Source organism: Bradyrhizobium sp. 6(2017), assembly GCF_011058295.2.
Lineage (GTDB): Bacteria > Pseudomonadota > Alphaproteobacteria > Rhizobiales > Xanthobacteraceae > Bradyrhizobium > Bradyrhizobium septentrionale.
The window spans coordinates 6,605,514-6,630,274 of record NZ_CP049289.2 but is presented as its reverse complement, the minus strand read 5'-3'; the positions used below and the strand labels follow the sequence as shown (position 1 = coordinate 6,630,274).

At 65.6% G+C, this 24,761-nt stretch carries 21 protein-coding genes; 15 read left to right on the top strand and 6 right to left on the bottom strand.

Annotated elements, in window-relative coordinates; all coding sequences use genetic code 11:
• Window positions 1–165: 165 nt before the first annotated feature.
• From G6P99_RS31400 to murJ, 3 genes are read left to right on the top strand one after another with little or no spacing between them, the layout of a single operon-like run.
• On the top strand, window positions 166–1,182 hold the full coding sequence (locus G6P99_RS31400; RefSeq protein ID WP_165124568.1) for a Gfo/Idh/MocA family protein: 1,017 nt from the start codon (window positions 166–168) through the stop codon (window positions 1,180–1,182).
• 33 nt (window positions 1,183–1,215) lie between these two features.
• The gene (locus G6P99_RS31395) at window positions 1,216–2,367 is read left to right on the top strand and encodes a DegT/DnrJ/EryC1/StrS family aminotransferase (RefSeq protein ID WP_029085323.1); all 1,152 of its coding nucleotides are present in this window, start codon (window positions 1,216–1,218) and stop codon (window positions 2,365–2,367) included.
• A gap of 43 nt (window positions 2,368–2,410) precedes the next feature.
• Window positions 2,411–3,940 carry a murein biosynthesis integral membrane protein MurJ gene (gene murJ / locus G6P99_RS31390; protein WP_029085324.1) on the top strand — a complete coding sequence of 510 codons (1,530 nt, stop codon included), beginning with the start codon at window positions 2,411–2,413 and terminating at the stop codon, window positions 3,938–3,940.
• A gap of 1 nt (window position 3,941) precedes the next feature.
• On the opposite strand, the gene G6P99_RS31385 is transcribed toward murJ, so the two are convergent.
• A complete protein-coding gene (locus G6P99_RS31385) occupies window positions 3,942–6,383 on the bottom strand; it encodes a bifunctional diguanylate cyclase/phosphodiesterase (RefSeq protein ID WP_246709665.1) in 2,442 nt (813 codons plus the stop codon).
• A gap of 597 nt (window positions 6,384–6,980) precedes the next feature.
• Between G6P99_RS31385 and G6P99_RS31380 the strand changes: the two genes are divergently transcribed.
• Both G6P99_RS31380 and G6P99_RS31375 read left to right on the top strand, forming a co-directional pair.
• Window positions 6,981–9,290, top strand: coding sequence for a xanthine dehydrogenase family protein molybdopterin-binding subunit (locus tag G6P99_RS31380; protein WP_165124562.1), 2,310 nt, complete (start codon window positions 6,981–6,983; stop codon window positions 9,288–9,290).
• Between the two features lie 102 nt (window positions 9,291–9,392).
• Window positions 9,393–9,839 (top strand): c-type cytochrome, encoded by a 447-nt coding sequence (locus G6P99_RS31375; protein WP_029085328.1) that lies wholly within the window; start codon window positions 9,393–9,395, stop codon window positions 9,837–9,839.
• 91 nt (window positions 9,840–9,930) lie between these two features.
• Here G6P99_RS31375 and G6P99_RS31370 read toward each other — a convergent pair whose 3' ends face one another.
• Window positions 9,931–10,353: a CHRD domain-containing protein gene (locus G6P99_RS31370; protein ID WP_029085329.1), complete on the bottom strand. Its 423-nt coding sequence runs from the start codon at window positions 10,351–10,353 to the stop codon at window positions 9,931–9,933.
• A 165-nt stretch (window positions 10,354–10,518) separates the two neighbouring features.
• Here G6P99_RS31370 and G6P99_RS31365 point away from each other — a divergent pair, with 165 nt between their 5' ends.
• Window positions 10,519–11,451 (top strand): c-type cytochrome, encoded by a 933-nt coding sequence (locus G6P99_RS31365; RefSeq protein WP_029085330.1) that lies wholly within the window; start codon window positions 10,519–10,521, stop codon window positions 11,449–11,451.
• Window positions 11,452–11,576: 125 nt separating this feature from the next.
• On the opposite strand, the gene G6P99_RS31360 is transcribed toward G6P99_RS31365, so the two are convergent.
• Window positions 11,577–11,822, bottom strand: a complete 246-nt coding sequence (locus G6P99_RS31360; protein ID WP_016845986.1) for an Lrp/AsnC ligand binding domain-containing protein — start codon at window positions 11,820–11,822, stop codon at window positions 11,577–11,579.
• A gap of 181 nt (window positions 11,823–12,003) precedes the next feature.
• Between G6P99_RS31360 and thiD the strand changes: the two genes are divergently transcribed.
• From thiD to G6P99_RS31340, 4 genes are all read left to right on the top strand, one after another.
• The gene (gene thiD, locus G6P99_RS31355) at window positions 12,004–12,801 is read left to right on the top strand and encodes a bifunctional hydroxymethylpyrimidine kinase/phosphomethylpyrimidine kinase (RefSeq protein ID WP_029085331.1); all 798 of its coding nucleotides are present in this window, start codon (window positions 12,004–12,006) and stop codon (window positions 12,799–12,801) included.
• A gap of 320 nt (window positions 12,802–13,121) precedes the next feature.
• Entirely contained in the window at window positions 13,122–13,934 is an 813-nt protein-coding gene (locus tag G6P99_RS31350) for a UDP-2,3-diacylglucosamine diphosphatase (protein ID WP_029085332.1), read from the top strand.
• Window positions 13,931–15,022, top strand: coding sequence for a glycosyltransferase family 4 protein (locus tag G6P99_RS31345; protein WP_029085333.1), 1,092 nt, complete (start codon window positions 13,931–13,933; stop codon window positions 15,020–15,022). Before G6P99_RS31350 ends, G6P99_RS31345 begins: the two co-directional genes overlap by 4 nt.
• Before the next feature lie 56 nt (window positions 15,023–15,078).
• On the top strand, window positions 15,079–16,068 hold the full coding sequence (locus G6P99_RS31340; RefSeq protein WP_029085334.1) for a threonine/serine dehydratase: 990 nt from the start codon (window positions 15,079–15,081) through the stop codon (window positions 16,066–16,068).
• Window positions 16,069–16,137: 69 nt separating this feature from the next.
• Here the strand turns inward: G6P99_RS31340 and G6P99_RS31335 are convergent, their stop codons facing one another.
• Window positions 16,138–16,692 carry a CGNR zinc finger domain-containing protein gene (locus G6P99_RS31335; protein WP_029085335.1) on the bottom strand — a complete coding sequence of 185 codons (555 nt, stop codon included), beginning with the start codon at window positions 16,690–16,692 and terminating at the stop codon, window positions 16,138–16,140.
• A gap of 136 nt (window positions 16,693–16,828) precedes the next feature.
• Between G6P99_RS31335 and G6P99_RS31330 the strand changes: the two genes are divergently transcribed.
• Window positions 16,829–17,755: a DMT family transporter gene (locus G6P99_RS31330; RefSeq protein WP_035978642.1), complete on the top strand. Its 927-nt coding sequence runs from the start codon at window positions 16,829–16,831 to the stop codon at window positions 17,753–17,755.
• Between the two features lie 107 nt (window positions 17,756–17,862).
• Here the strand turns inward: G6P99_RS31330 and G6P99_RS31325 are convergent, their stop codons facing one another.
• Window positions 17,863–19,140 carry a hypothetical protein gene (locus tag G6P99_RS31325; RefSeq protein ID WP_029085336.1) on the bottom strand — a complete coding sequence of 426 codons (1,278 nt, stop codon included), beginning with the start codon at window positions 19,138–19,140 and terminating at the stop codon, window positions 17,863–17,865.
• 75 nt (window positions 19,141–19,215) lie between these two features.
• Here G6P99_RS31325 and G6P99_RS31320 point away from each other — a divergent pair, with 75 nt between their 5' ends.
• Window positions 19,216–20,388 carry an MFS transporter gene (locus tag G6P99_RS31320; protein WP_029085337.1) on the top strand — a complete coding sequence of 391 codons (1,173 nt, stop codon included), beginning with the start codon at window positions 19,216–19,218 and terminating at the stop codon, window positions 20,386–20,388.
• Window positions 20,389–20,486: 98 nt separating this feature from the next.
• Here the strand turns inward: G6P99_RS31320 and dgcA are convergent, their stop codons facing one another.
• Entirely contained in the window at window positions 20,487–21,488 is a 1,002-nt protein-coding gene (gene dgcA, locus G6P99_RS31315; RefSeq protein WP_029085338.1) for an N-acetyl-D-Glu racemase DgcA, read from the bottom strand.
• A 144-nt stretch (window positions 21,489–21,632) separates the two neighbouring features.
• Here dgcA and G6P99_RS31310 point away from each other — a divergent pair, with 144 nt between their 5' ends.
• From G6P99_RS31310 to G6P99_RS31300, 3 genes are all read left to right on the top strand, one after another.
• A complete protein-coding gene (locus G6P99_RS31310) occupies window positions 21,633–22,766 on the top strand; it encodes an MlaE family ABC transporter permease (protein WP_029085339.1) in 1,134 nt (377 codons plus the stop codon).
• 2 nt (window positions 22,767–22,768) lie between these two features.
• Window positions 22,769–23,539, top strand: a complete 771-nt coding sequence (locus G6P99_RS31305) for an ABC transporter ATP-binding protein (RefSeq protein WP_029085340.1) — start codon at window positions 22,769–22,771, stop codon at window positions 23,537–23,539.
• A 108-nt stretch (window positions 23,540–23,647) separates the two neighbouring features.
• Complete coding sequence (locus tag G6P99_RS31300; RefSeq protein WP_029085341.1) at window positions 23,648–24,517, top strand: MlaD family protein; 870 nt, start codon at window positions 23,648–23,650, stop codon at window positions 24,515–24,517.
• Window positions 24,518–24,761 lie beyond the last annotated feature (244 nt).

Genomic DNA, 24,761 nt, shown 5'->3' with positions numbered 1-24,761 from the left:
GCATTCGCCACATTTGGGGCGCCGTGCTATAGCGGCTGCCAACGAAGCGGGGTGATTTGCGCCGGAGGCGCAGATCGGGAAGAGGGGCCCTGATTCCGCCGGAGCCGGGGGTGGCTCTGCGAGAAGCCCGGGACAACCGCCAGAACGTCACTTGGGGTCTACGATATGAATGCAAAAGTGTCCGCAGCCGGCGCGAAGGCCGATATCGGCCGCGTATTGCGCGTCGGCGTGATCGGCGCCGGCGTGATGGGCAGCAACCATGCCCGCGTGCTGGCCGGACTGCCCGGCGTCATGCTGGTCGGCATCGTCGATCCGCTGCCCGAACACCGCACGCGCGCCATCGACATGGTCGGTTGCCGTGCGTTCGAAAGCCTCGATCAACTGCTCGCCGAGGGCGTCGATGCGGTGACGATCGCAGCACCCACCCATCTGCATCACGAGATCGCGCTCGCCTGCATCGCGCGCAACATCCATATCATGGTCGAGAAGCCGGTCGCGTCCACGGTCGAGGAGGGGCGTGAGATCGTCGCCGCCGCCGAGAAGGCCGGCGTGACGCTGATGGTCGGCCATGTCGAGCGTTTCAATCCGGCGGTCGCCGCGATCAAGCAGGCGATCTCGGGCGAGGACATCCTGTCGATCGGCATCACCCGGGTCGGCCCGTTCCCGCCGCGGATGTCCAATGTCGGCGTCGTGATCGATCTCGCCGTGCACGACATCGACCTGATCCGCTGGTTCACCGAGTCCGACATCGTCGAGGTGCAGCCGCAGCTCTCGAGCGCGGTCGCCGAGCGCGAGGACATCGCGCTGCTGCAATTCCGCACGGCCTCCGGCGTGCTCGCCCACATCAACACCAACTGGCTGACGCCGTTCAAGGCGCGCAACGTGACGGTGGCGACGCGCGGCAAATATGTGATGGGCGACCTGCTGACGCGCCAGGTCACCGAATGTTTCGGCTTCAAGCCGGACGGCAGCTATTCGATGCGTCATCTGCCGGTCGGTCACGACGAGCCGTTGCGCGCCGAGCTGATCGCCTTCCTCGATGCCGTGCGCAGCGGCAAGGTGCCGGCGGTGTCCGGCGACGAGGGCGTGGCGAGCCTCGAGATCGCGATCCGCTGCCTGGAATCGCCCGCGCGGCCTGCGGCCTCGACGATGCGCAAGGGGCCGCGCCGCATCGCCGGCTGACCGTCAATCATTCAACATTTGCAAAGAGCCTCCATGAACCAGCATCTGCAGCTTGAGCCCATTCCCTTCATCGACATCTCCGCGCAGCGCCGGCGGCTCGGCAAGTCGATCGATGACGCGGTCGCGCGCGTGCTTGATCATTGCCAGTTCATCAACGGGCCGGAAGTGACCGCGCTGGAGAAGGCACTGGCGGACTATAGCGGCGCCAAGCACGTGGTGAGCTGCGCCAGCGGCACCGACGCGCTGCTGATGGTGTTGATGGCGAAGAATGTCGGGCCGGGCGACGCGGTGCTGTGCCCGACCTTCACCTTCTGCGCGACCGGCGAGGTCGTGACGCTGACCGGTGCGACGCCGGTGTTCGTCGATGTCGACGAAGAGACCTTCAACATCGACGTCAGCTCGCTCAAGCGCGGCATCGCGACGGCGCGGGCGCGCGGGTTGAAGCCGGTTGCCGTGATCCCGGTCGATCTGTTCGGCCAGAGCGCCGATCATGACGCGATCGCCGCGGTCGCAGAGGCCGAGGGCCTGTTCGTGCTCGATGACGCCGCGCAGGGCTTTGGCGCCACCTACAAGAACCGCAAGCTCGGCACTTTCGGGCTCGCGACCGGCACCAGCTTCTTCCCGGCAAAGCCGCTCGGCTGCTTCGGCGACGGCGGCGCGATCTTCACCGACGACGAGGAGCTCGCACGCACGCTGCGCAGCATCCGCGTGCACGGCCAGGGCTCGGACAAGTACGACAACGTCCGGCTCGGCCTCACCGCGCGGCTCGACACCATGCAGGCGGCGATCCTGCTCGAGAAGCTGAAGATCTTCGACGACGAGATCGCGGCGCGCAACAAGGTGGCGGAACGCTATACGCGTGCACTCGGCAACCTCGTCGCGGTGCCGCGGCTTGCTCCGGGCTGCACCTCGGTGTGGGCGCAATACACCATCCGTCTGTCCAACGGCATCGACCGCGATGCCTTCGCGGGCGCCTTGAAGGCGCAGGGCGTCCCGACCATGATCTACTATCCGAAGTCGGTCCACCAGCAGACGGCCTACAGCCACTTCCCGGTTGCCGACGGCGGCCTGCCGGTCAGCGAACGCCTGTCCAAGGACGTCATCGCCCTGCCGATGCACCCCTATCTCGACGAGGCGACGCAGGACCGCGTCATCGCGGCTGTGCGCAGCGCACTTTCGGCCTGATACGTCATTTTGACCTAGGGTGATGATGCGCTAGAAGCAGCGGATGCTTGGGCGCATCTTCACCGTCGGCGGCTATACCCTGCTATCGCGGGTGACCGGATTTGCACGCGACATCATGCTCGCGGCGATCCTCGGTGCTGGGCCGGTCGCTGACGCCTTCTTCGTGGCGCTGCGGCTGCCCAATCATTTCCGCGCGATCTTTGCCGAAGGCGCGTTCAACGCCGCGTTCGTGCCGGCCTATGCCCATGTCCATGGCGAGCGCGGCGAAGCCTCGGCGCGGCTGTTCGCCGACCGCATCTTCACACTGCTGTTCGCCTCGCAGGTGATCCTGCTGGTGGTGGCGATGGCGTTCATGCCGCAGGCCATGAGCATCCTCGCGCCGGGCTTCACCGACGATGCGGCGCAGCGCAAGCTCGCGATCGAGCTGACGCGGATCACCTTTCCCTATCTGCTGCTGATCACGATGGTGACGCTCTATGGCGGCATGCTCAACGTGATGCATCGCTTCGCCAGCGCGGCCGCGGCGCCGATCTTCCTCAACCTCGCCATGATGATGACGCTGGCGCTGGCGGCGTTCTTTCCGAGCGCCGGCCATGCCGCGGCCTGGGGTGTGCTGATCTCGGGCTTCCTTCAGTACTTCCTGCTCGCCGGCGACCTCGCGCGCCATGGCGGGCTGCCGCGCTTCGCGCCCTTGAGGCTCGACGAGGACGTCCGCGCCTTCTTCCGCGCACTGGGCCCGGCGACGCTGGGCTCGATGGGAACGCAGGTTGCGCTGTTCGCCGACACCATCATCGCGACCTTCCTGCCGGCCGGCGCGCTGTCGGCGCTGTATTATGCCGACCGCCTCAACCAATTGCCGATCGGCGTGATCGGGATCGCGATCGGCACCGTGCTGCTGCCGGAGATGTCGCGGCGGCTTTCCGCCGATGACCACGCCGGCGCCATGGCCGCGCAGCGCCGCGCCTTCGATTTCACGCTGCTGTTCTCGGTGCCGTTCGTGGCGGCGTTCCTGACCGTCGCCGATCCGATCATGCGCGCGATGTTCGCTCGCGGCGCGTTCTCGAAGGCCGATGCCGCAAGCGCCGGCGCCACGCTCGCGGCCTATGCGGTCGGGCTGATCCCGTTCGTGATGATCCGCAGCGCGGTCGCGACCTTCTATGCCCGCAAGGATACCGCAACGCCGGTGAAGGCGGCGCTGACCGGGGTCGCGGTCAACGTCGCGCTGAAGATCGCGCTGGTCGGCACGCTGGCGCAGGTCGGCCTCGCGCTCGCGACCGCGATCGGGGCCTGGGTCAATCTGCTGCTCGTTTTGATGTTCGCGATCCGCCGCGGTTATCTCGTGCTCGATCGCGCGCTGATCCGCTCGTTCGGCACCTTCGCGCTGTGCGGCCTGCTGCTCGCGCTTGCGCTGTGGCTGACCTGGCATTTCGCCTATGTGTGGTTCGCGCCGATGCAGATCCTTCGCGACGAGCTGATCCTGCTGCTGCTGATTGCGGTGGGCATCTTCGTCTATGCCTTGCTGATCCTCACGCTGTTCGGCCGCGGCTGGCTGTTCGCGCTCCGGCGCGTTTAGCCTAGAGGCTAACCCGCTTCGGCTGTATCCGGCACGCCTCGCGCTCGATGCTGGCGGCCACCAACGGCGCCTGGTCGGCGGCGACGGGCGGGGAGAAGACGAAGCCCTGCACCAGGTCGCAATCGAGCCCGCCGAGCACGTCCAGTTCGGCCGGCAGTTCGGCCCCCTCGGCCACCACCTTCATGCCCAGCCCGTGCGACAAAGCGATGATGCCGCCGAGCAGTTTGCGCTTCTCCGGCGCGGTGGAAATGCCATCGACGAAGGCGCGGTCCACCTTCAGCCAGTCGAAGGGCAGGCGCGTCAGATAGCCGAGCGAGGAATAGCCCGAGCCGAAGTCATCCAGCGCCAGCCGGATGCCGAGACCGGAGAGCGCCGTCAGCGTGCGACTGATCCGCTGCTCGGTATGATCCACGAACAGGCTTTCGGTGAGCTCCAGGCAGAGCAGCTCCGCCGGAAAGCCGGTCTCCGCCAGCACGGCCGAGACTGCCGTCTCGAAATCCACGTTCCAGATCTGGGCCGGCGAGACATTGACCGAGACGCAGCGCGGCGGCAGCCCGGCATCCAGCCAGGTGCGGCCCTGCCGGCAGGCCTCGCGCAGCACCCACAGGCCGAGATCGACGATCAGCCCGGAGCTTTCGGCGATGGGGATGAACTCCGTCGGCGAGATTGGCCCGCGCTCGGGATGGGTCCAGCGCAGCAGCGCCTCGAAGCCGGTGACGCGGCCGGTCCTCAGGTCCACCTGCGGCTGGTAATGGGCCTCGAGGGCGCCGGCCTCCACGGCGCGGCGCAGATGCCGGCCGAGATCTAGCCTTTGATCGACCGCCTGCGCATGGACCGGCTCGAACAGTTGCGCCCGGCCGCGCCCGGCCTCCTTGGCCATGTACAGCGCCAGGTCCGCGTTGCGCACGGCGCTCTCTGCCGCTGCCCCATGCTCCGGCAGGCGGGCGATGCCGATGGTGGCGCCGACGAACGCCTCGCCCTCGGTGAGATCGACGGGGCCGGACAGCTTGGCGATGAGGCGATCGGCAAGCCCGGTCAGCGCGGCGTCGGACATGCCGCATCCCTCCGCCAGCACGGCGAATTCGTCGCCGCCGAGCCGGGCGATGAAGGCGCGCGGCCCCAGGTCCTGCCGCAACACAGCCGCCACCCGGATCAGCAATTCGTCGCCGGCGGCATGGCCGAGGGAGTCGTTGACCTCCTTGAAGCGATCGAGGTCGATGAGCAGCAGCGCGCCGCTCCGGCCTTCCAGGGCGCAGCCCTCGATCAAGTCGGCGAGCCGGCGCTTGAACAGCGCGCGATTGGCAAGGCCGGTCAAGGGGTCGGTGTAGGCGAGCTGCTCGAGCTGGCGCTCGGCCTCCTTGCGCTCGGTGACGTCCTGCACGGTGCCGATGATGCCGATGACCTTGTCGTGGGCGACCTCGGCCTTGCAGATCACCGCAAGATCGCGAGCCGTGCCGTCCGCGTGCAACATGCGCAGGTCGGTGGCCTCGGTCCTGCGGCTGCGCAGGACCCGTTTCTGCACCTCCCGGAAGCGGTCGGCGTCGCCGTCCAGGAAATAGGGCCTCATGTTCTCAATGGTCGGCTCGAACGCGTCGGGCTCGAAGCCGAGAAGCTGGTAGAGCTCGGGCGCCCAGACCGTGCGGCCGATGTCCAGCCGGTAGCTCCAGGTGCCGATCTTGCCGAGCCGGTGGGCTTCCTCCAGCGCCCGCGTGCGCTGGTCGAGCAGCGCCTTGGCCGCCCTGAGCTGGGTGATGTCGCTGGACGTGCCGCGATAGCCGAGAAAGCTGCCGTCATCGGCGAAGATGGGCTTGCCGCTGGTGCAGATGCTGACGCGCGATCCGTCCTGGCCGATCAGCGTATAGGTGAAGTCGCGAAAAGGGCGGTGGGCCTCCATGTCGGCCCGGTGCCGCGCCATGGCCTCCGCGTCTTCGGGCGCATAAGCCAGTTCCCAGCGTGCCTTCCTGCCAGCGGCCACCGTCTGGAAGGCCGCATTGCCGGCAAGCGACTTGGGATAGGGCAGCAGCCGATGGGCGGCGTCGCTCTCCCAGCACCAGTCCGAGGCAGTGCTGACGAAATCGGCCAGCCGTTGCTCGCTCTCCGCCAGGCGCCGCAGCGCGGAAGTCCCCTCCGTGACGTCGCGGACAATGCCGGATACGCGCCGGACCTGACCGTGCGCGTCGAACTCCGGCTCGCCATGCACCACGCAGTCGAGCAGGCGGCCATCGGGTCTGAGGAGCGTCGTCTGCACCGCATAGGGCTGCCCCTCCGCCCAGCAGGCCGCGTAATGCGCCTCCAGAACCTTCCGGCTTTCAGGCAAATAGCGCTCGCGCACCGTGGCGATGGGGATGAAGCCGTCGGCCGTCTCGAATTCGTAGAAGGCAGCGAGCTCAGGCGATATCCAGAAATCGGTCGCGGCGGGACTCTCCGCTTCCCAGTAGCCCATGCGGGCCAACCTGATGGCACACCGCAACGACCGCTCTTCGTGCCAACGCCGACGCGCTATCCGCGTGGGGGCCTGCCCTTGCGACAATTTGCGAGCGGCCATCGGTCCCCAACCAAAATGCCAAACTACAATTACGCGGCAAACTCGTTAGCATATCGCGCGACAATCTTGCAGCGACGGCGGTCACAACCTGGGGTTCTTCCGGTTCTTTGGTGTAGTTTTTGTGAATCCTGCAACCGGCACCAAGTGTGCGGAAGAAACCCAATCTGGATGAAACTCTTGTCGCGGTTAAGTTCAGGTTGCGTTGGCAGTCGTTTCTATCCCGCTGCTCCGACAAATTTGTCAGGTCGGATTCTCCATCATCAGAAGTTTTCGCCACGGCCATCGCGAGAGATTCTGCATCTCATGGTTTGGAGCCTCGTTCCGATGGAGAGGCTCGGTATCCCGCTTCGCTCCAAAACGCACTGGTTTTGCGTTGTCAAATCAAATGCATAGGTGCGGGTTGTGTGATCGCGCTGCGTGCGGCGGAAAGCGGTTTGCGCTTCGCTGACATCCACGCCAATATGCATGCAAACAACCAAGGCAATTGGAGAGACGATGGCAGCTCCCATCAAGTTCGGCGTCGGACAAAGTGTGCGGCGCAAGGAGGATGACGCTCTGATTCGCGGCAAGGGCCGCTACACCGACGACGTCGCTCCGTCTCCCGCATTGCATGCGCTGATGCTGCGCTCGCCGCATGCGCACGCGACCTACACGATCGATGCCGGCAAGGCCCGCGGCATGCCCGGCGTGGCGCTGATCCTGACCGCAGCCGATGTCGCCGATCTCGGCGGCCTGCCGTGCCTGTTCAATCTCGAAACCGATCCGTTCACCGCGCCGCCTTATCCGATCCTGGCGAAGGACGAAGTGCGGCATGTCGGCGACGCCATAGCCTTTGTGGTCGCCGATACCGTCGATCATGCGCGTGACGCGATCGAGGCGATCGACGTCAAGTGGACGCCGCTACCGGCGGTGGCTGGGCTCGTCAACGCGGTGAAGAAGGGCGCGCCGCAGGTGTGGCCGGACAAGCCCGGCAATGTGCTGTTCGATGTCTCGATCGGCGACAAGAAGGCTGCGGAAGATGCTTTCGCCAAGGCGCATGCGGTGGCCGAGATCACCATCGTCAATCCGCGCGTCATCACCAATTTCATGGAGACGCGCGCCGCTGTCGCCGAATACGACGCCAGGAAGGATCATCTGACGCTGACGATTGGCAGCCAGGGCAGCCATCGCCTGCGCGAGATCCTCTGCGACATGATCCTGAAGATGCCGAAGGAAAACATGCGGGTGATCTGCCCCGATGTCGGCGGCGGCTTCGGCACCAAACTGTTTCCCTACCGCGAATATGCGCTGATCTCGGTCGCCGCCCGCCAGCTCAAGAAGACCATCAAATGGACCGCCGAGCGCTCCGACCATTTCATGGGCGACGCGCAGGGCCGCGACAATCTCACCACCGCGAAGATGGCGCTCGCCGAGGACGGCAAATTCCTCGGCATGGATGTCGACCTGATGGGCGACATGGGCGCCTATCTCTCGACCTTTGCACCCTACATCCCGCATGGTGGCGCCGGCATGCTGCCGGGCCTCTATGACATCCAGGCCTTCCACTGCCGGGTCCGCACCGTGTTCACCAACACGGTGCCGGTCGATGCCTATCGCGGCGCCGGCCGCCCGGAAGCCGCCTACGTCATCGAACGGCTGGTCGATGCGGCCGCGCGAAAACTCGGCATGACGCCTGACGCCATCAGGCGGAAGAATTTCATTCCGCCGAAGTCGTTGCCCTACACGACCGCGACCGGCAAGGTGTACGACTCCGGCGACTTCGTCGCACACATGAAGCGCGCGATGGAGATTGCCAACTGGAAGGAGTTTCCGAAGCGCGCCAAGGCAGCGAAGAAGGACGGCCTCGTGCGCGGCATCGGCATGGCGAGCTATGTCGAGGTCTGCGGCACCATGGGCGAGGAGACCGCCAATGTGACGCTCGATCCCAACGGCGATATCTCGATCCTGATCGGCACGCAGTCGAGCGGGCAGGGTCACCAGACCGCCTATGCGCAGATCGTCGCCGAGCAGTTCGGCGTGCCGCCCGAGCGCGTCCACGTGCTGCAGGGCGACACCGACAAGATCGCGACTGGCCTCGGTACCGGCGGCTCGGCATCGATCCCGTCGGGCGGCGTCAGCGTGCAACGGGCGACGCACGACCTCGGCAACAAGCTGAAGGAGCTCGCGGCGCAGGCGCTGGAAGCCGGCACCGGCGACCTCGAGATTGCTGATGGCCGCATTCGCATCGCCGGCACCGACCGCTCGGTCAGCTTTGCCGATCTCGCCAGGCGTCCCGGCGGCGATTCCTCGAAGATGAACGCCAGCGCGACGTTTGCCAGCGCCGACGGCACCTATCCGAACGGCACCCATCTCGCCGAGGTCGAGATCGATCCGGCCACCGGCATCATCAAGATTGTCAGCTATGTCATCGTCGACGATTTCGGTGTCACGCTCAATCCGCTGATGCTTGCGGGCCAGGTTCATGGCGGCGCGATGCAGGGCATCGGGCAGGCGCTGATGGAGCAGGCGGTCTACAGCCCGGCCGACGGTCAGCTCGTCACCGGCACGTTCATGGATTATGCGCTGCCGCGCGCCTCCGACGGTCCGTCCTTCGTGTTCGAGACCCATAACGTGCCCTGCACGACCAATCCGCTCGGCGTGAAGGGCGCAGGCGAGGCCGGCGCGATCGGCTCGTGCCCGGCGGTCGTCAACGCGATCGTCGAGGGGCTGCATCGCGAATACGGAATCGACCACATCGACATGCCGGCCACGCCGGAGCGGGTCTGGATCGCGATCCGCGAGGCGCAGCGCCGGCATAATCTCTGATAAATTGTCGCAGGCGGAATGAGGATTCCGCCTGCGGTGTTTGCAAACCAGGCCGGCCGCACACCGCGGACCGGGACAGAGCAGGATTGAGGGGTTTTGCCGATGAAGCGGATTGTCGTCGTTGCTGCGGTGCTTGCGTTAAGTGCGGGTGCGGTCGTGGCCCAGCAGGACCAGGTCAACAAGACCCAGGCCCAGATGAAGGAAACCGGCAAAAACGCCGGCGCGATCGCGGCGATGATCAAGGGCGAGAAGCCCTACGACCAGGCAACCGTCGATGCCGCGCTGGCGAGGTTCGAAGACACCGCCAAGAAGCTTCCGACGCTGTTCCCTGAGAGCACCAAGGGTCTCAAGCCGGAGGGCGACTACTCCGCCTCGCCGAAGATCTGGGAAGACAAGGCCGGATTCGAATCCCACATTGCGAGCTTCACCAAGGTCGTCGCCGACACCAAAGGCAAGGTCAAGGATCTCGACACGCTGAAGGCGGAAATGCCGGCGCTGTTCAAGCAGTGCGGCGGCTGCCACGAGACCTATCGCCTCAAGAAGGGCTGATCGTCGTTCGGTCAATCAAAAGGGCGGACGCTTTGAGGCGTCCGCCCTTTTTTGTGCCGGCCGTTTCTTGTTGGTGTTACTTCGTCAGAGACTACTTGGTGACCTGGCCGCGGATCTCGCCGCCCGGGTTGGCCGCGGTGTGGACGTTGACATAGTACTTGCCGGCGAGGAGATCGGCGGCCTGCGCGTCGGTCAGTGTTGCGCTGCCTTCGACCGGGCTCGACGTCGCGTTCGGGATCGCGACCGCGACGCCGGCATTCTTGCCGGCCTCGGCGGGGCCGTGGAAGTGCGCGGCAGTGGCGGGGCCCGAGAGACCGGAATAGGTCAGCTTCCAGCTGAGCTTCTTGCTCGCGGCGTCGTAGTCGATATCGGCGGTGCCGGTGCCGGCAGTGGTGGTTGCCGGCACTTCCGCCTTGCCGTCCAGCTTCGCTGTCAGCTTTTCGGCAAAGGCCGGGCCGGCGAGGGCGATGGCAGCGCCGAGCGTGAGTGCGGCAAGCAAGGTCTTGTTGGACATGGTTCTCTCCCCTTTGACGTCACACGATGGTTGCAGTCTTCAAACAGCGGCTTTTCGGATTTATTCCCAAATTGATCGTGACTGCGGCAAATTTGATGCGAGCTTGTGCGACGGGTTGCCATCATACTGGTTGAGACGCTGAAGCGACCAATGACGGATCGGTGAATGTTGCGACGAATTCTTCTCCTGGCCGTCCTGGCCGGCTTAATCGGCTTCGGCGTGTTCTGGTGGCTGACGATCCCCGCGACCGTTGCCGCAAGCGCGCTGCCCGCCTACCAGCCCAACCTGGCCAACGGCCTCACAACGTTCAATGCGGGGGGATGTTCCTCCTGCCACGCCGTGCCGAAGCAGGACGACCGCACCAGGCTCGGTGGCGGCCTTGCGATACCGTCGCCGTTCGGCACCTTCTATGCGCCGAACATCTCGCCCGATCCGAACGACGGCATCGGCCGCTGGAGCGAGGCCGATTTCGTCACCGCGGTCATGAAAGGCACCTCGCCGTCGGGAACGCACTATTTCCCGGCGTTTCCCTACACGTCCTATCAATACGCCAAGCTCAATGACGTGCGTGACCTGTTTGCCTATCTGAAGACCCTGCCGCCGGTTGCCGGCAAGGTGCGCGGTCACGACTTGCCGTTTCCCTTCAACATCAGGCGCAATGTCGGCGTCTGGAAATTCCTGTTCATGAACGGCCAGCCGTTCATCGCGGACCCCAGCCGTTCGGCGCAGTGGTATCGCGGCGCCTATCTGGTCAACAGCTTTGGCCATTGCGCCGAGTGCCACAGCCCGCGGAATTTCCTCGGCGGCATCATCAGCGCGCAACGCTTCGCCGGCGGCCCGAATCCGGAGGGCGAGGGCTGGGTGCCCAACATCACGCCGAGGGGGCTCTCGGACTGGAGCGCGAAGGATGTCGCCTATTTCCTCGAGAGCGGGCAGACGCCGGACGGCGATAGCGCCGGCGGATCGATGGTGCGCGTGATCCGCAACACCTCGCAGCTCTCGCCGAACGATCGCGACGCAATCGCCGAATACATCAAGTCGCTGCCGCCGGTCGAGGGACCGCCGAAACCGGTGAAGAAGCCCGCGAAGGATTCCTGAGAGGTTTGCTCAGAGCGTGATCCATGTCGTCAGGCGCTTTCACCTGGCTTGGTCATGCCCGGGAGATTTAGCGGGAAGACCCGCTTCGCGAATCTGCCCGGCCATGACGAAAGTGGAGTCGAAGTCTACTTCGCGCCGAACGCCTTGAAGGTGATGATGGTGAGGGTGTCTTGGATGCCCGGGATCACCTGAACCTTCTCGTTGATGAAATGGCCGATGTCGGTGTCGTGGTCGACGTAGAACTTGACCAGCAGATCGTAATTGCCCGCGGTGGAGTAGATCTCGGAGGCAATCTCGGCTTCCGCCAGCGCGTTGGCGACGGTGTAGGACTGGCCGAGCTTGCATTTGATCTGGACGAAGAAAGGAACCATCAAAGTCGTCTCCGGGGGATTTTCGCGACTATAGGCCCAAAACGGGCCGCCAAGGCAAGGCCAACTCAAGGCCAACTCGCGGTAAAGTCAGGCGAACTTGCTGCCGATGGGCGGCCGGGCTAGGACAGGCCATGGTCTTGATCGTAACGGTCTCATTCGTATCAACCGCCGGTGCTGCGAGATGACGCCGGTCGCGCTCACCATTGCCGGCTCGGATTCCTCGGGCGGGGCGGGCATCCAGGCCGACCTCAAGAGCTTTGCCGCGCTCGGGGTTTTCGGGGCCTCCGCGATCACGGCGCTGACCGCGCAGAACACCAGGGGCGTCAGCGGCATCCATCCGGTGCCTGCGGCGTTCGTCACGGCCCAGATCGATGCGGTGTTTTCCGACCTCGACGTCGGCGCGGTCAAGATCGGCATGGTGGCGCAGGCCGAGACAATCGCTGCGATTGCCGAAGGGCTGAAGCGCTGGGCACCGCGCCACATTGTGCTCGATCCGGTGATGGTCGCAACCTCGGGCGATCGGCTGCTCGCGGCCGAGGCCGTCGATGCGCTGAAGACCATGCTGTTTCCGGTGGCATCGCTGATCACGCCGAATCTGCCGGAAGCGGCGGCGCTGCTGAACCAGCCGGTTGCCTCCAGCGAGGCCGACGTCGCGCGGCAGGGCAGGCAATTGCTGGCGATGGGATGCCGCGCGGTGCTGGTCAAGGGCGGTCACGGGCACGGCGCCGAGAGCATCGACTATCTGATCGACGGCGAGCGCAGCATCGCGCTGGCGGCGCCGCGCATCGCCACATCAAACACCCATGGCACCGGCTGCTCGCTGTCGTCGGCGATCGCAGCGGGGCTTGCGAAGGGCGAAGCGATGGAGGCCGCGGTGCGCAACGCCAAGGCCTGGATCACGGACGCGATCGCCGCCGCCGATCGCTTCGCCGTCGGACACGGCCACGGGCCGGTGCATCACTTCCACAAATATTACTGAGCCGGCGTAGCGCGGATCAATCTTGTAGCCCGGATGGAGCGAAGCGAAATCCCGGAGCGGATTATCCGCGGATGCAGGACCCGGATTGCGCTTCGCTCCATCCGGGCTACGCAGTCCTCTGCGCGCCTTGTTTCGCCGCGATATGCGGGCAACACACCGCCTGTTCCGCGCAGCCGCGACCGTCCATGTCGCCAGATTGTCGCACGCCGCTGTTATCCGCAGGGAAGGGGCGTGCGGCTGATTCTCGTTAACTGTTAGTGAGGCCTTGGGTCACGGGGGTCGTCATCGCCTTGTCACAGGAATCTGTTAGGTGCACAGGCATGGGAAGTGACTCCTTGAGTGAAGAAAGTCCCGAGCGGCACTTTCGCACTTTGTTTATCTCCGATGTCCATCTCGGAGCCCGCGGTTCGCAAGCCGACCGCCTGCTGGACTTCCTCCGCTCTCACGATGCCGACACGATCTACCTCGTTGGTGATATCGTCGACGGCTGGGCGCTGAAGTCGAACTGGTACTGGCCGCAGACCCACAACGATTTCGTGCAGAAGATGCTGCGCAAGGCGCGCAAGGGCGCCAAGGTGATCTACGTCCCGGGCAACCACGACGAGTTCCTGCGCAAATATTACGGCACGCATTTCGGCGGCATCGATGTGGTGGAGAACACCGTTCACACCGGCGCCGACGGCAAGCGCTACCTCGTGATCCACGGCGACATCTTCGATCTCGTGGTGCAGAACGCGCGCTGGCTCGCCCATCTCGGCGACAAGGCCTACGACTTCGCGATCCAAATGAATCGCTTCGTCAACTTCTTCCGCAAGATGTTCGGCGTGCCGTATTGGTCGCTGTCGCAATGGGCCAAGCTGAAGGTCAAGAAGGCGGTGAACTATATCGGCGCGTTCGAGGCGACGCTTGCGGGCGAGGCACGGCGCCACGGCTGCGACGGCGTGATCTGCGGCCACATCCACTACGCGACGATTCATGACGAGCACGGCATCCGCTACATGAATTGCGGCGACTGGGTGGAGAGTTGCACCGCGCTCGCCGAGCACGAAGACGGCAGCTTCGAGATCATCACCTGGACCGATCCGGTGCGCCGGATCGCGCCGGTTCCGCGAGTGACGGCACGCGCTGCATGACGCATATCCTGGTCGCGACCGATGCGTGGCATCCCCAGGTCAACGGGGTTGTCCGCACGCTGACCATGATGGCGCAGGCGGCGAAATCGCTCGGCGTCGAGGTGAGTTTCCTGACGCCGGACGAGTTCCGTACCTTCGCGATGCCGAGCTATCGCGATCTGAGGCTGGCGCTGCCGTACCAGGCCAAGGTCGCCAGCCTGATCGAGGCGGCAAGGCCCGACAGCATCCATATCGCGACCGAAGGCCCGATCGGGCTTGCGGTTCGCCGCTATTGCCGGAAGCGCGGCTTGCCGTTCACGACGAGCTTCCACACCCGCTTCCCGGAATACGTCTCGGCACGGACGCCTGTCCCCGAAGCCTGGGTGTGGCGTGTGCTGCGCTGGTTCCACAGGCCGAGCCGCGCGGTGATGGCGGCGACCCCTGAGCTGGCGGCAGAGTTGCGCCAACGCGGCTTCCGCAACGTGGTGCTGTGGTCGCGCGGCGTCGATACCGCGCTGTTCCATCCGCGTGACGTCGATCTCTGCCTGCCGCAGCCGGTCTATCTCAGCGTCGGCCGGGTGGCGGTGGAGAAGAATCTTGAGGCGTTCCTCGATCTCGATCTGCCCGGTACCAAGATCGTGGTCGGCGACGGCCCGGCGCGGGCGACGCTGGAGCGAAAATACCCTGAAACCGTCTTCCTCGGCGCCCGCCACGGCGAGGAACTGGCGGAAATCTATGCCGCCGCCGATGTGTTCGTGTTCCCGAGCCGGACCGACACGTTCGGCCTGGTGCTGCTCGAGGCGCTGGCGAGCGGCCTCCCGGTTGCCGCTTTTCCAGTCACCGGTCCCCGCGACGTGATCGGCGCGGCGCCGGTCGGTGTGCTCGACGACGATCTGCACCACGCCTGCCTGGAGGCGCTCGGCATCTCGCGCCAGGCCTGCGTCGATTTCGCCGCGCTCCACACCTGGCAGGCGTCGGCCCGGGTGTTCATCGACCGCTGCATGAACGTCCGCCCCGCGGCACCCGACGGCGAGGGGGAAGCGCTCGAATTCGGCGCCGAAGAGCACCATTTCGCCGCCCTGCCGGCCCCCCATCCCACCTTACGCTAGCCAACTCACGCTTAAGCGTCTTGCCCGCCAGCCTGCCGCCGCGATACAAATCGTGGATGACGGACACCACTCTCAATCCACCCGTCGCTGCCGCGGACATCGATGCCGCTGCCAGGGTGGTCGCGCCGTTCGCGGTGCGCACGCCGCTCCTGACCTTCCCCGTTCTCAACGACCGCGTTGGCAGCCAGATTTTCCTCAAGCCCGAAATGCTGCAGCGGACCGGATCGTTCAAGTTCCGCGGCGCCTTCAACAAGCTCGCCTCGATTCCGCAGGACAGGCGCAGCGGCGGCGTCGTCGCGTTCTCCTCGGGCAACCATGCCCAGGGTGTCGCCGCGGCGGCCAAGATCCTCAACATGCAGGCGACCATCGTGATGCCTGCGGACTCGCCGCTCACCAAGCGCGAGCGGACCAAATCCTATGGCGCCGAGGTCGTGCTTTACGACCGCGATCGCGACGACCGCGAAGCGATCGCCAACGGCATCGCCAGCAAGCGCGGCGCGACCTTGGTGCGCCCCTATGATGATCCCTTCGTGATCGCGGGCCAGGGCACCGCCGGCCGCGAGATCGCCGAGGACATGGTCGCGCTCGGGCTCGTGCCCGACATCGTGGTCGCACCGGCCTCCGGCGGCGGCTTGATCGCCGGCGTCGCCACCGCGGTGAAGGCGAAATTCCCGCAGTCCCAGGTGATCGTCGCCGAACCCGCCGGTTACGATGATCACGCGCTGTCGCTCAAGGTCGGGCACCGCGAGGCGCATCCGGCTGCGGCGCGCACCATCTGCGATGCGCTGATGGCGATGATGCCGGGTGAACTGACCTTCGCCATCAACAGCAAGCTGCTCGCAAATGGCGTCAGCGTCTCCGACGACGAGGTTGGCGCCGCCGTTGCCTTTGCCTATCGCGAGCTGAAGCTCGTGGTCGAGCCCGGCGGCGCGGTTGGACTTGCTGCGCTGCTGGCCGGGCGGATCGACGTCAAAGACAAGAACGTCGTCATCGTGCTCTCGGGCGGCAATGTCGACGCCGAGCTGTTCGCGAAGCTCGTCGCCTGAGACCAGCGTGGCTTGGAAGGAGCGGGGGAGGACGGTTTATCGCTCTCTCCCGTGTCGCTCCGCAGAAATCTATTCTGCCGCCGAGCGCCAGCGCCTCTGCTTCTCGCGGTTGCCACAGTTCTTCATGCTGCACCACTGCCGCCGGTGCGCCTTGCTGGTATCGATGAAGTAGACTTCACAGTCGGCCGCGCCACACTTGTGGATGCGGCCGTGGTCTGCGGATAGAAGCAGATCCTCGATCGCCAGGGCGCACGCATGCACGGGTATCTCCGGGGAGGTGGGCAACCTCCAGCCGGATATGATGGCGCTTGATGCTCCGGTTGCGGTGAACGCTCTGGCGGCGTGCGCCCGGCGGACTTCCACGGCAATCGCGTCCAGATGGCTCTGCGGAACGGACAGCCCATCGTGGATTGCGCCAACGATTGTGTACAGGTGTTCCCTCAATTCGCGAGCGCGCCGCACGACGCGCGTGCAAGCGGGCCCACCGAGCGATCGCAACCGCTTGGCGGCGGAAGGCTGGATAAGCCCGGCCAGCTCAGTGAAACTCACCAAAGCGCCGTAGGCGGTCAGAGTCTCGATCGGTGCGTCGGAGGGCCGCTCGTCCAGCGTGTTGACGAGGTCCAAAGCGGGATGACCTCCGCTCCAGTCGAATGGGTTGGTTGGTCCCGTCATCCCCGACCTTGCCTGCGATACCATCATAACCCATAATACAGGTTATAAGGGTTATGTACCATTGCGGCGTCCAAGGTGACCACAGACAATGTCGAGCGAACGCGACGCCAGGCAATACCTTCAGGGTGCGCTTTGCGGTCTCGCGGCCGTCAGCATTTGGTCGGGCTGGATCGTCGTGGCGCGCCTGGGCCTTCGGACCAGCCTCACACCCTGGGATATCGCGGCGTTGCGCTTCGGCGTCGCCGGCATGCTGCTGTTGCCCTACCTGGTCAAACACGGACTGGCATTCGATCGTCTCGGCTGGCTCGGACTGGCGGCCATTGTGCTTGGCGGCGCGGGGCCGGTCTTTTTCGCCAACTCCGGACTTCTGTTCGCTCCGGCAGCGCATGCGGGCGCACTGTTTCCGGGTGTGATGCCGTTGATGGTCGCGCTGCTTGCGGCGGCGCTCCTGAACGAGGTGTTCACCACGGGGAAGAAGATCGGCTTCGCCCTCATCCTTCCGGGTGTGCTCGTCATCGCGTGGGGCTCCGGCGGTGAGTTGGGATCGCTGCAGAATGTCGGCCACGGGCTGTTTCTCTGCGCCGCACTGGTGTGGGCCTGCTACACGGTCGCTCTGCGAAAGGCTCGTCTGGATGGATTGCATGCCGCGGCCATATCCGCCGTCGGCTCCATGATCCTGTATCTGCCCGTCTTCACGCTGTTGCCTGGAACAACACTCGCGGCAGCACCGTGGGGCGACGTGGCGCTGCAGGCTGTGGTGCAGGGCGTGTTCACCGCGATCATCTCCCTGCTTCTTTATGGACGAGCCGTCAGCATCCTCGGCGCCTCGAGCGGCGCCGCCTTCGCGGCGCTCTGCCCGGCCATGACGGCGCTATTGGGAATTCCTGTCCTCGGCGAATGGCCCGGACCGTTTGACTGGGGGGCGATCGGCCTGATCTCAGCGGGCGTCTATATCGTTAGCGGCGGTCCAATTCCGCGATTTGCGAAGTGGACCGCGCCCCGAATCAACACCTGAAGCCGTGACCACTACCCATGGCCATCGGCGGTCCGTGAGTTGGGTCACGCTGCGCGGGTGACCAATGTGAGAAAAATGCTCGCGCACGAGGTGCGAATACGCCGCGCCTATGAGAAGAACGCGATCCTCTCGGCCTGGCTCATGCGGCGGATCGGCGCGAGCGGATCGTTGGCCGCGACGCTTGGCCTTTTCAGGAGACCGCTGGCGATGATGGTCGAGCCAAGCGATATCTCTTTTGCGGGTTCGGCGACAGCCTCAACGGCGGGCGGGAGAGGCGGTGCCACGACCGGGGCTTCGGCAACCGGCGCTGCGGCCATTGGTGGCGGCTCGACCCTGACCTCGACCTTTGGCTCGGGCGCCGGCGCCGCCGCGAACTCGGCCTGAGCCAATGGTGCAGCCATTTCGGGTTCAGCCATTTCGGGCTCGGCAGCCATCGCCTCGGCGACGCGCATCTCCTCGGCGGCGCGCATTTCCTCGGCGATCGTCTCTTCGTCGATCGGGTCGGGCGCGCCCATTTCCATCGCAATGAGATCGAGCATCGCTTCGTCCTGGGCGTCGGCGGCCGCCTCGTTGGCGAGGCGGGCGAGCTCTGCGGCTTCGGCTTCGGCCAGCGCGGTCTCGGCCGTGATCCAGGCTTCGCTCGGCTGCGGCGTGACGGCCATCGCAGCCTCGGCGGGCGGCGTTGCAGCGGCCCCCTGAGGCGGCGCTGGCGATGTGGCGGCCACGGCATCGGCGGCGGCGCTCTCGGCCACCGGTGGCGGCGAGGGCGCGGCTGCAGGCGGTTCCGCAATCGGCGCCTCGGCCACATCAGGTTCGGCCGCCGGCGTGGCCGCCTTGTCCGGGTCGAACTCGCTGAGCCGGCGGGCCAGCGCCGCGAAGGCGGCGTCCAGCACGGCCTTGGCGTCGTCCATCGAGACCTGGGCGGCCCCGGTCTCGATCGCGCTGGCCTGCGAATCGATGATGTCGCAGATCCGGCCGTCATTGCCGATCTCGCGCAGCCGCCACGAGATTTCCCTGATCACCCGCACGCCCTTGCGCACCGGCGCGAGGTTTTGCTCGAAGCTGACCCCGTCGAGCGCCGTGATGGCGGATGCCTGCGCGGCCTCGATCGCGCCGCGCAGGGCGGTCAGCGCCTCTGCCAGCTGCTCGTCCCGGATGGCGTCCGCGGCCGCCTGCCGCTGCGCGCTGAGGCTTTCCTCGATCCGCGCCACGGCATCGAGCACCATGCTTGTGTCGGCGTTGCGGTTGCGCTTGGCATATTCGCCGAGGAACCAGCGGCCCCGCGAGGTCTCCATGAAGGCCGCGCTGATCGCGGCATAGTCCTCCTCGCTCGGCAGGGCCGCGCGGGCGGATATCGGCGACAGGGCGAATGCTTCTTCGGCCATCACAATCTCTTCGCGCAAATCACTGCGCGTTACGCTAACGATCATCACGATATCGCGCGAATCGCAATTGAATTGATGTCTTCCGAATCACAAATCCCCATTGCAGCAAAGCTTGCATCGCGGCGATTCGCTGTCAGCCTTGCGGCATTCTATGCCACGCTGTTCGGCATGACCGGGGTTCACCTGCCGTTTTTCACGGTGTGGCTGAAGGTGATCGGCATCGACGCCACCTGGATAGGCATCATCACGGCGGTGCCGCCGGTGACGCGCTTCACCGTGCTGCCGCTAGTCACAGCAGTGGCGGAACGGCGCCAGATGCTGCGCGGCGCGATCATCGCCACCGGCTTCGCCACGGTGTGCGGCTTTGCGGTGATCGGCACCCAGCATCAGCCGTTCGTGCTGCTCGCGGTCTATGCGCTGACCTGCTGCGTCTGGACGCCGATGGTGCCGCTGACCGACGCCTATGCGCTGCGCGGCGTCAGGCAATTCGGTCTCAGCTACGGGCCGCTGCGGCTCTGGGGGTCGGCGGCCTTCGCGGTCTGCGCGCTGGTCAGCGGGTTCTTGCTCCGCTACGTCGCGGAGGTCGATCTGATCTGGATCATCACGGCCGTGACCGTGCTCGGCGCGCTGGTCGGCCTGACCTTGCGGCCGCTCGGCCGCCCCGCGGCCGCCGCCGCGCCCGCGGCCGGCGCGCCAAAACTGCTGCGCAATCCGACCTTCCTCGCCATCATCGTGTCCTCGGCGCTGATCCAGGGCAGCCACGGCGCCTATTACATCTTCGCATCGATCGCCTGGCAGCAGGCCGGTTTCAGCGGCCTGACCATCGCCTGTCTCTGGGTGCTCGGCGTCATCGCCGAGATCGTGCTGTTTGCGCTGTCGCCGCGCTTCACGCTGCCGTCGGCGGTGCTGGTGATGATCGCGGCCGCCAGCGCCATGGCGCGCTGGGCGATCACCGCGCAGGACCCGCCGCTTGCGGTGCTGGCCGTAGTGCAACTCGGACACGGGCTGAGCTTCGGACTGACCCAGGTCGGCATCATGGGCCTGATGGTGCATCACGTGCCGCCTCACGTGATGGCGCGCGCGCAGGGTTATCTCACCGCGTGCGCCGGCATTGTCGCGAGCACGACGGCGATCGTCAGCGGGTTGGTCTATGCGCGCATCGGGCTCGGCGTCTACGACATGATGGCTGCGATGGCGGCAGCGGGCGGGCTGGTGATGTGGCTGTCGCGAAAACGACTAATCCACTAGAGCGGGATGACTCTTCTTCGAATCGTCATCCCGCTCTAGCTCTTTGATTTGAGCATGATCTTTTCGGAAAACCGCTACACACTTTTCCGGATCATGCTCTAGCCCCAGAGCGCGGCGTCGGGCGGATAGACCAGGCTGCCCTCGTAGCGCAGGCCGTTGTCGCGGTCGCGCGCGAGCAGCAGCGGGCCGTCGAGATCGACGAAGCGCGCGCCTTGCGCGATCAGCATCGCCGGCGCCATCGCAAGCGAGGTCGCGACCATGCAGCCGATCATGATCTCGAAGCCGAGCGCGCTTGCGGCATCCGCCATCGCCAGCGCTTCGGTCAGCCCGCCGGTCTTGTCGAGCTTGATGTTGACGGCGTCATAGCGGCCGCGCAGGCCCGCAAGCGAGGCGCGGTCATGCACGCTCTCGTCGGCGCAGATCAAAACCGGGCGCTTGATCCGCGCCAGCGCCTCATCCTTACCCGCCGGCAACGGCTGCTCGATCAGCGTGACGCCGGCATCGGCACAGGCCGCGAGATTGGCGGCAAGGTTGTGCTCGGTCCAGGCTTCATTGGCGTCGACGATCAGATCGGATGCCGGCGCCGCCTTGCGCACGGCGGCGATCCGTGCGCCGTCGCCATCGCCGCCGAGCTTGATCTTGAGCAGCGCACGGTGTGCGGCCTTCGCGGTGGCCTCGGCCATCGCCTCCGCCGTTCCGAGCGAGATCGTATAGGCGGTGGTGCGGGGCTCCGGCGCCGGCCGTCCGAGCAGGTTCCAGATACGCTGACCGCTGAGCCTGGCCTCGAGGTCAGCCAGCGCGCAGTCCAGCGCATTGCGGGCGGCTCCGGCGGGCATCCGGGCCTGCAAGGCAATCCGGTCCATACCGCCGGCGAGCGGTTCCTGCATCGCCTGGATCGCCTGCAGCGTCGCCTCGGGTGTTTCGCCATAGCGCGGGTAGGGCACGCATTCGCCGCGGCCAATGAGGCCGCCCTGGCTGACCTCGGCCACCACCACGACGGCCTCAGTCTTGGCGCCGCGGCTGATCGTGAAGCTGCTAGCGATCGGCCAGCGCTCGATCCACGCGGTCAGGGAAATCGCTCCGGGTGGGGTGGAAGTCATTTTAAAGTCTACTATTTCCTGAACCGTAGCTTGCGACGCGCAACCAACTATGGCTGGTTAGTGGCAGATTCGACAAGCCGATCCGGTAAGTCGCCGGAGATCAGCGTGAGCGGCGGCCAGCCGGCTTCAAGGGGTAGGCAAAAGGTGAGCGGCGACCCGACACTGGAGCGGATAGCCCAAGGCGAAGGACTGGCGTTGTGCGCGGCGGGCAACTGGACCGCCCGCTTTGCCCCTGCGCTCGAGCGGATCGTCTCCGACGCCGAGAAGCTGCGCGGCAGCCGGCCGCACATCTTCATCGACGTGTCGCAGGTCGCGAGCCTCGATACGTTCGGCGCCTGGCTGATCGAGCGGCTGCGCCGCAGCCTCAGCAACGCCACAGCGGAAGCCGAGATCGCGGGCCTCTCCGCCAACTATTCCAGCCTGGTCGACGAGGTCCGCCGTGTCGGCGCAGCGCCCAAGGTCGTGAGCGACCGACTGTCGATATCAGGCATGCTCGAGCAGATCGGCCGCACCGTGGCCGGCGTCGGCGGCACCATCATCGGCCTCATCGACATGCTCGGCGCGGTGATTGCCGCAGCCGGCAATGTGCTGATCCATCCGCGCAGCTTCCGCCTGACCTCGACCGTGCATCATCTCGAGCAGGTGTGCTGGCGCGCGGTGCCGATCGTGGTGCTGATCACCTTCCTGATCGGCTGCATCATCTCGCAGCAGGGCATCTTCCATTTCCGCAGGTTCGGCGCCGACATTTTCGTCGTCGACATGCTGGGCGTGCTGGTGCTGCGCGAGATCGGTGTGCTGCTGGTCGCGATCATGGTCGCGGGCCGCTCCGGCTCGGCCTATACCGCCGAACTCGGCTCGATGAAGATGCGCGAGGAGATCGACGCGCTGCGCACCATGGGCTTCGATCCGATCGAGGTCCTGATCCTGCCGCGCATGCTGGCGCTGTTGCTGGCGCTGCCGATCCTCGCCTTCCTCGGCGCGATGGCCGCGCTCTATGGAGGCGGCCTGGTGGCCTGGCTCTATGGCGGCGTCGATCCGGAAGCCTTCCTGCTCCGCCTTCGTGATGCCATATCGATCGACCATTTCGTCGTCGGCATGGTCAAGGCGCCGGTGATGGCGGCCGTGATCGGCATCGTCGCCTGCGTCGAGGGGCTGGCGGTGCAGGGCTCGGCGGAGTCGCTCGGTCAGCACACCACCGCCTCGGTGGTGAAAGGGATCTTCTTCGTGATCGTGATGGACGGCGTGTTCGCGATCTTCTTCGCTGCGATCGGGATGTGACCATGGCGGAGCAGGACATCGACGCCATCATCCGGGTCCGCGACATTACCGTTCAATTCGGCAAGACGCGGGTGCTCGACGGCCTCGATCTCGACGTCAAGCGCGGCGAGATTCTCGGCTTCGTCGGGCCGTCGGGCGCCGGCAAGTCGGTGCTGACGCGCACCATCATCGGCCTGGTGCCGAAGGTCTCCGGCCGCATCGAAGTGTTCGGCGTCGATCTCGATGCTGCGAGCTCAGCGCAGCGCCGCGCGGTCGAGCGGCGCTGGGGCATCTTGTTCCAGCAGGGCGCGCTGTTCTCCTCGCTTACGGTGCGCCAGAACATTCAGTTTCCGGCGCGCGAATATCTGCGCGTCTCGCAGCGGCTGCTCGACGAGATCATGGTGGCAAAACTGGTGATGGTCGGGCTGAAGCCCGAGGTCGCCGACCGCTATCCGTCGGAGTTGTCCGGCGGCATGATCAAGCGCGTCGCGCTGGCGCGCGCACTCGCGCTCGATCCTGAACTGGTGTTTCTCGACGAGCCGACGTCGGGCCTCGATCCGATCGGCGCCGGCGATTTCGACGAGCTGGTGCGCACCCTGCAGCGCACTTTGGGGCTGACCGTTTTCATGGTAACCCACGATCTCGACAGTCTTTACACCGCGTGCGACCGTATCGCCGTGCTAGGGAACGGTAAGATCATTGCTGCAGGATCGATCGCCGACATGAAGGCATCGCAGCATCCATGGCTGCAGCAATATTTCAACGGCAAGCGCGCTCGTGCCGTTGTGGCCTAGCCCATGATCCCGAAGCGAGGAGACCGGTTTTCGGACGAGATCATGCGCCAACAGGGAATTCGACGGGCTCGAGCGCAGGCTGACTGCGCGAGAGCTCAGGAGTGATTGATGGAAACGCGGGCGAACTACGTCTTGATCGGGGCTTTCACGCTGGCGGTAATTGCCGCCGCGTTCGGCTTCGTGCTGTGGTTCCAGAGCCTGCACACCACCAAGCAGCGCAGCCCGTTGCGGGTGATCTTCGAGGGGCCGGCGTCGGGCCTGCGCAATGGCGGCAACGTCAATTTCAATGGTATCCGGATAGGGGAAGTGGTCTCGGTGAAACTCGACAACCCGCGACGCGTGGTCGCGCTGGCGATGATCGAGAACAACGCGCCGCTTCGCAAGGACACCCTGGTCGGTCTCGAATTCCAGGGCCTCACCGGCGTCGCTGCAATCTCGCTGAAGGGCGGTGAGGAGGCGGCCCCGCCGGTGCCGCTCGACGAGGACGGCATCCCGGTTCTGACCGCCGACCCCAATGCGCTGCAGGACGTCACCGAGGCGATCCGCGCCACGCTGCAAAACGTCAACCGCATCGTCGCCGACAATCAGCAGTCGGTGAAGAATTCGCTGAAGAATCTCGAGGTCTTCACCCAAGCGCTGGCGCGCAATTCCGAGAAGATCGACAACGTCATGCTCAAGGTCGACGGCGTGATGGGCAAGGCCGACAGCCTGATGCTGGGCCTCAATGCGATCGCCGGCGGCAACAGCGGCAGCGAGCTGAACCTGATGGTGAAGTCGATCCGCGAGCTGGCCGAGGATCTCGACAAGCGCTCCACTGCCTTGATTACCGACGGCCGCCGCACGCTCTCCGACATCAGTCGCGCCGTGAACAATTTCGACCGCAACCCGAGCCGGGTGATCTTCGGCGGCAGCAACAACGCCGCACCCGAGCCTGCGCCGGCTCCGGCCGCAGCGCCCGGACCGCGACGGCGGCAGTGACGTGATCGGCGAATGTCGAGTAGCGAGTAGCCTTCCAGTCTGTCACACCCGTCATTGCGAGCGAAGCGAAGCAATCCATCTCTCGACTCGCTGTTGCGTGGATTGCTTCGTCGCTTGCGCTCCTCGCAATGACGCCGGCTAACACCGGAGCGCCTTTCCACAGCGAGACTCAGCGGCCGCCGCCCCAAGCAAAAACGGAGACCTTTCGGTCTCCGTTTTTCATTCGCTATTCGCCACTCGCTAT

Coding starts and splice junctions, on each gene's coding strand:
- murJ (WP_029085324.1), top strand. CDS start 2,411: ATGCTTGGGCGCATCTTCACCGTCGGCGGCTATACCCTGCTATCGCGG.
- G6P99_RS31360 (WP_016845986.1), bottom strand. CDS start 11,822: ATGGTTCCTTTCTTCGTCCAGATCAAATGCAAGCTCGGCCAGTCCTAC.
- G6P99_RS31400 (WP_165124568.1), top strand. CDS start 166: ATGAATGCAAAAGTGTCCGCAGCCGGCGCGAAGGCCGATATCGGCCGC.
- G6P99_RS31345 (WP_029085333.1), top strand. CDS start 13,931: ATGACGCATATCCTGGTCGCGACCGATGCGTGGCATCCCCAGGTCAAC.
- G6P99_RS31340 (WP_029085334.1), top strand. CDS start 15,079: ATGACGGACACCACTCTCAATCCACCCGTCGCTGCCGCGGACATCGAT.
- G6P99_RS31365 (WP_029085330.1), top strand. CDS start 10,519: ATGTTGCGACGAATTCTTCTCCTGGCCGTCCTGGCCGGCTTAATCGGC.
- G6P99_RS31370 (WP_029085329.1), bottom strand. CDS start 10,353: ATGTCCAACAAGACCTTGCTTGCCGCACTCACGCTCGGCGCTGCCATC.
- G6P99_RS31380 (WP_165124562.1), top strand. CDS start 6,981: ATGGCAGCTCCCATCAAGTTCGGCGTCGGACAAAGTGTGCGGCGCAAG.
- G6P99_RS31325 (WP_029085336.1), bottom strand. CDS start 19,140: ATGGCCGAAGAAGCATTCGCCCTGTCGCCGATATCCGCCCGCGCGGCC.
- G6P99_RS31375 (WP_029085328.1), top strand. CDS start 9,393: ATGAAGCGGATTGTCGTCGTTGCTGCGGTGCTTGCGTTAAGTGCGGGT.
- G6P99_RS31305 (WP_029085340.1), top strand. CDS start 22,769: ATGGCGGAGCAGGACATCGACGCCATCATCCGGGTCCGCGACATTACC.
- G6P99_RS31350 (WP_029085332.1), top strand. CDS start 13,122: ATGGGAAGTGACTCCTTGAGTGAAGAAAGTCCCGAGCGGCACTTTCGC.
- G6P99_RS31320 (WP_029085337.1), top strand. CDS start 19,216: ATGTCTTCCGAATCACAAATCCCCATTGCAGCAAAGCTTGCATCGCGG.
- thiD (WP_029085331.1), top strand. CDS start 12,004: ATGACGCCGGTCGCGCTCACCATTGCCGGCTCGGATTCCTCGGGCGGG.
- dgcA (WP_029085338.1), bottom strand. CDS start 21,488: ATGACTTCCACCCCACCCGGAGCGATTTCCCTGACCGCGTGGATCGAG.
- G6P99_RS31330 (WP_035978642.1), top strand. CDS start 16,829: ATGTCGAGCGAACGCGACGCCAGGCAATACCTTCAGGGTGCGCTTTGC.
- G6P99_RS31395 (WP_029085323.1), top strand. CDS start 1,216: ATGAACCAGCATCTGCAGCTTGAGCCCATTCCCTTCATCGACATCTCC.
- G6P99_RS31300 (WP_029085341.1), top strand. CDS start 23,648: ATGGAAACGCGGGCGAACTACGTCTTGATCGGGGCTTTCACGCTGGCG.
- G6P99_RS31385 (WP_246709665.1), bottom strand. CDS start 6,383: ATGGGCTACTGGGAAGCGGAGAGTCCCGCCGCGACCGATTTCTGGATA.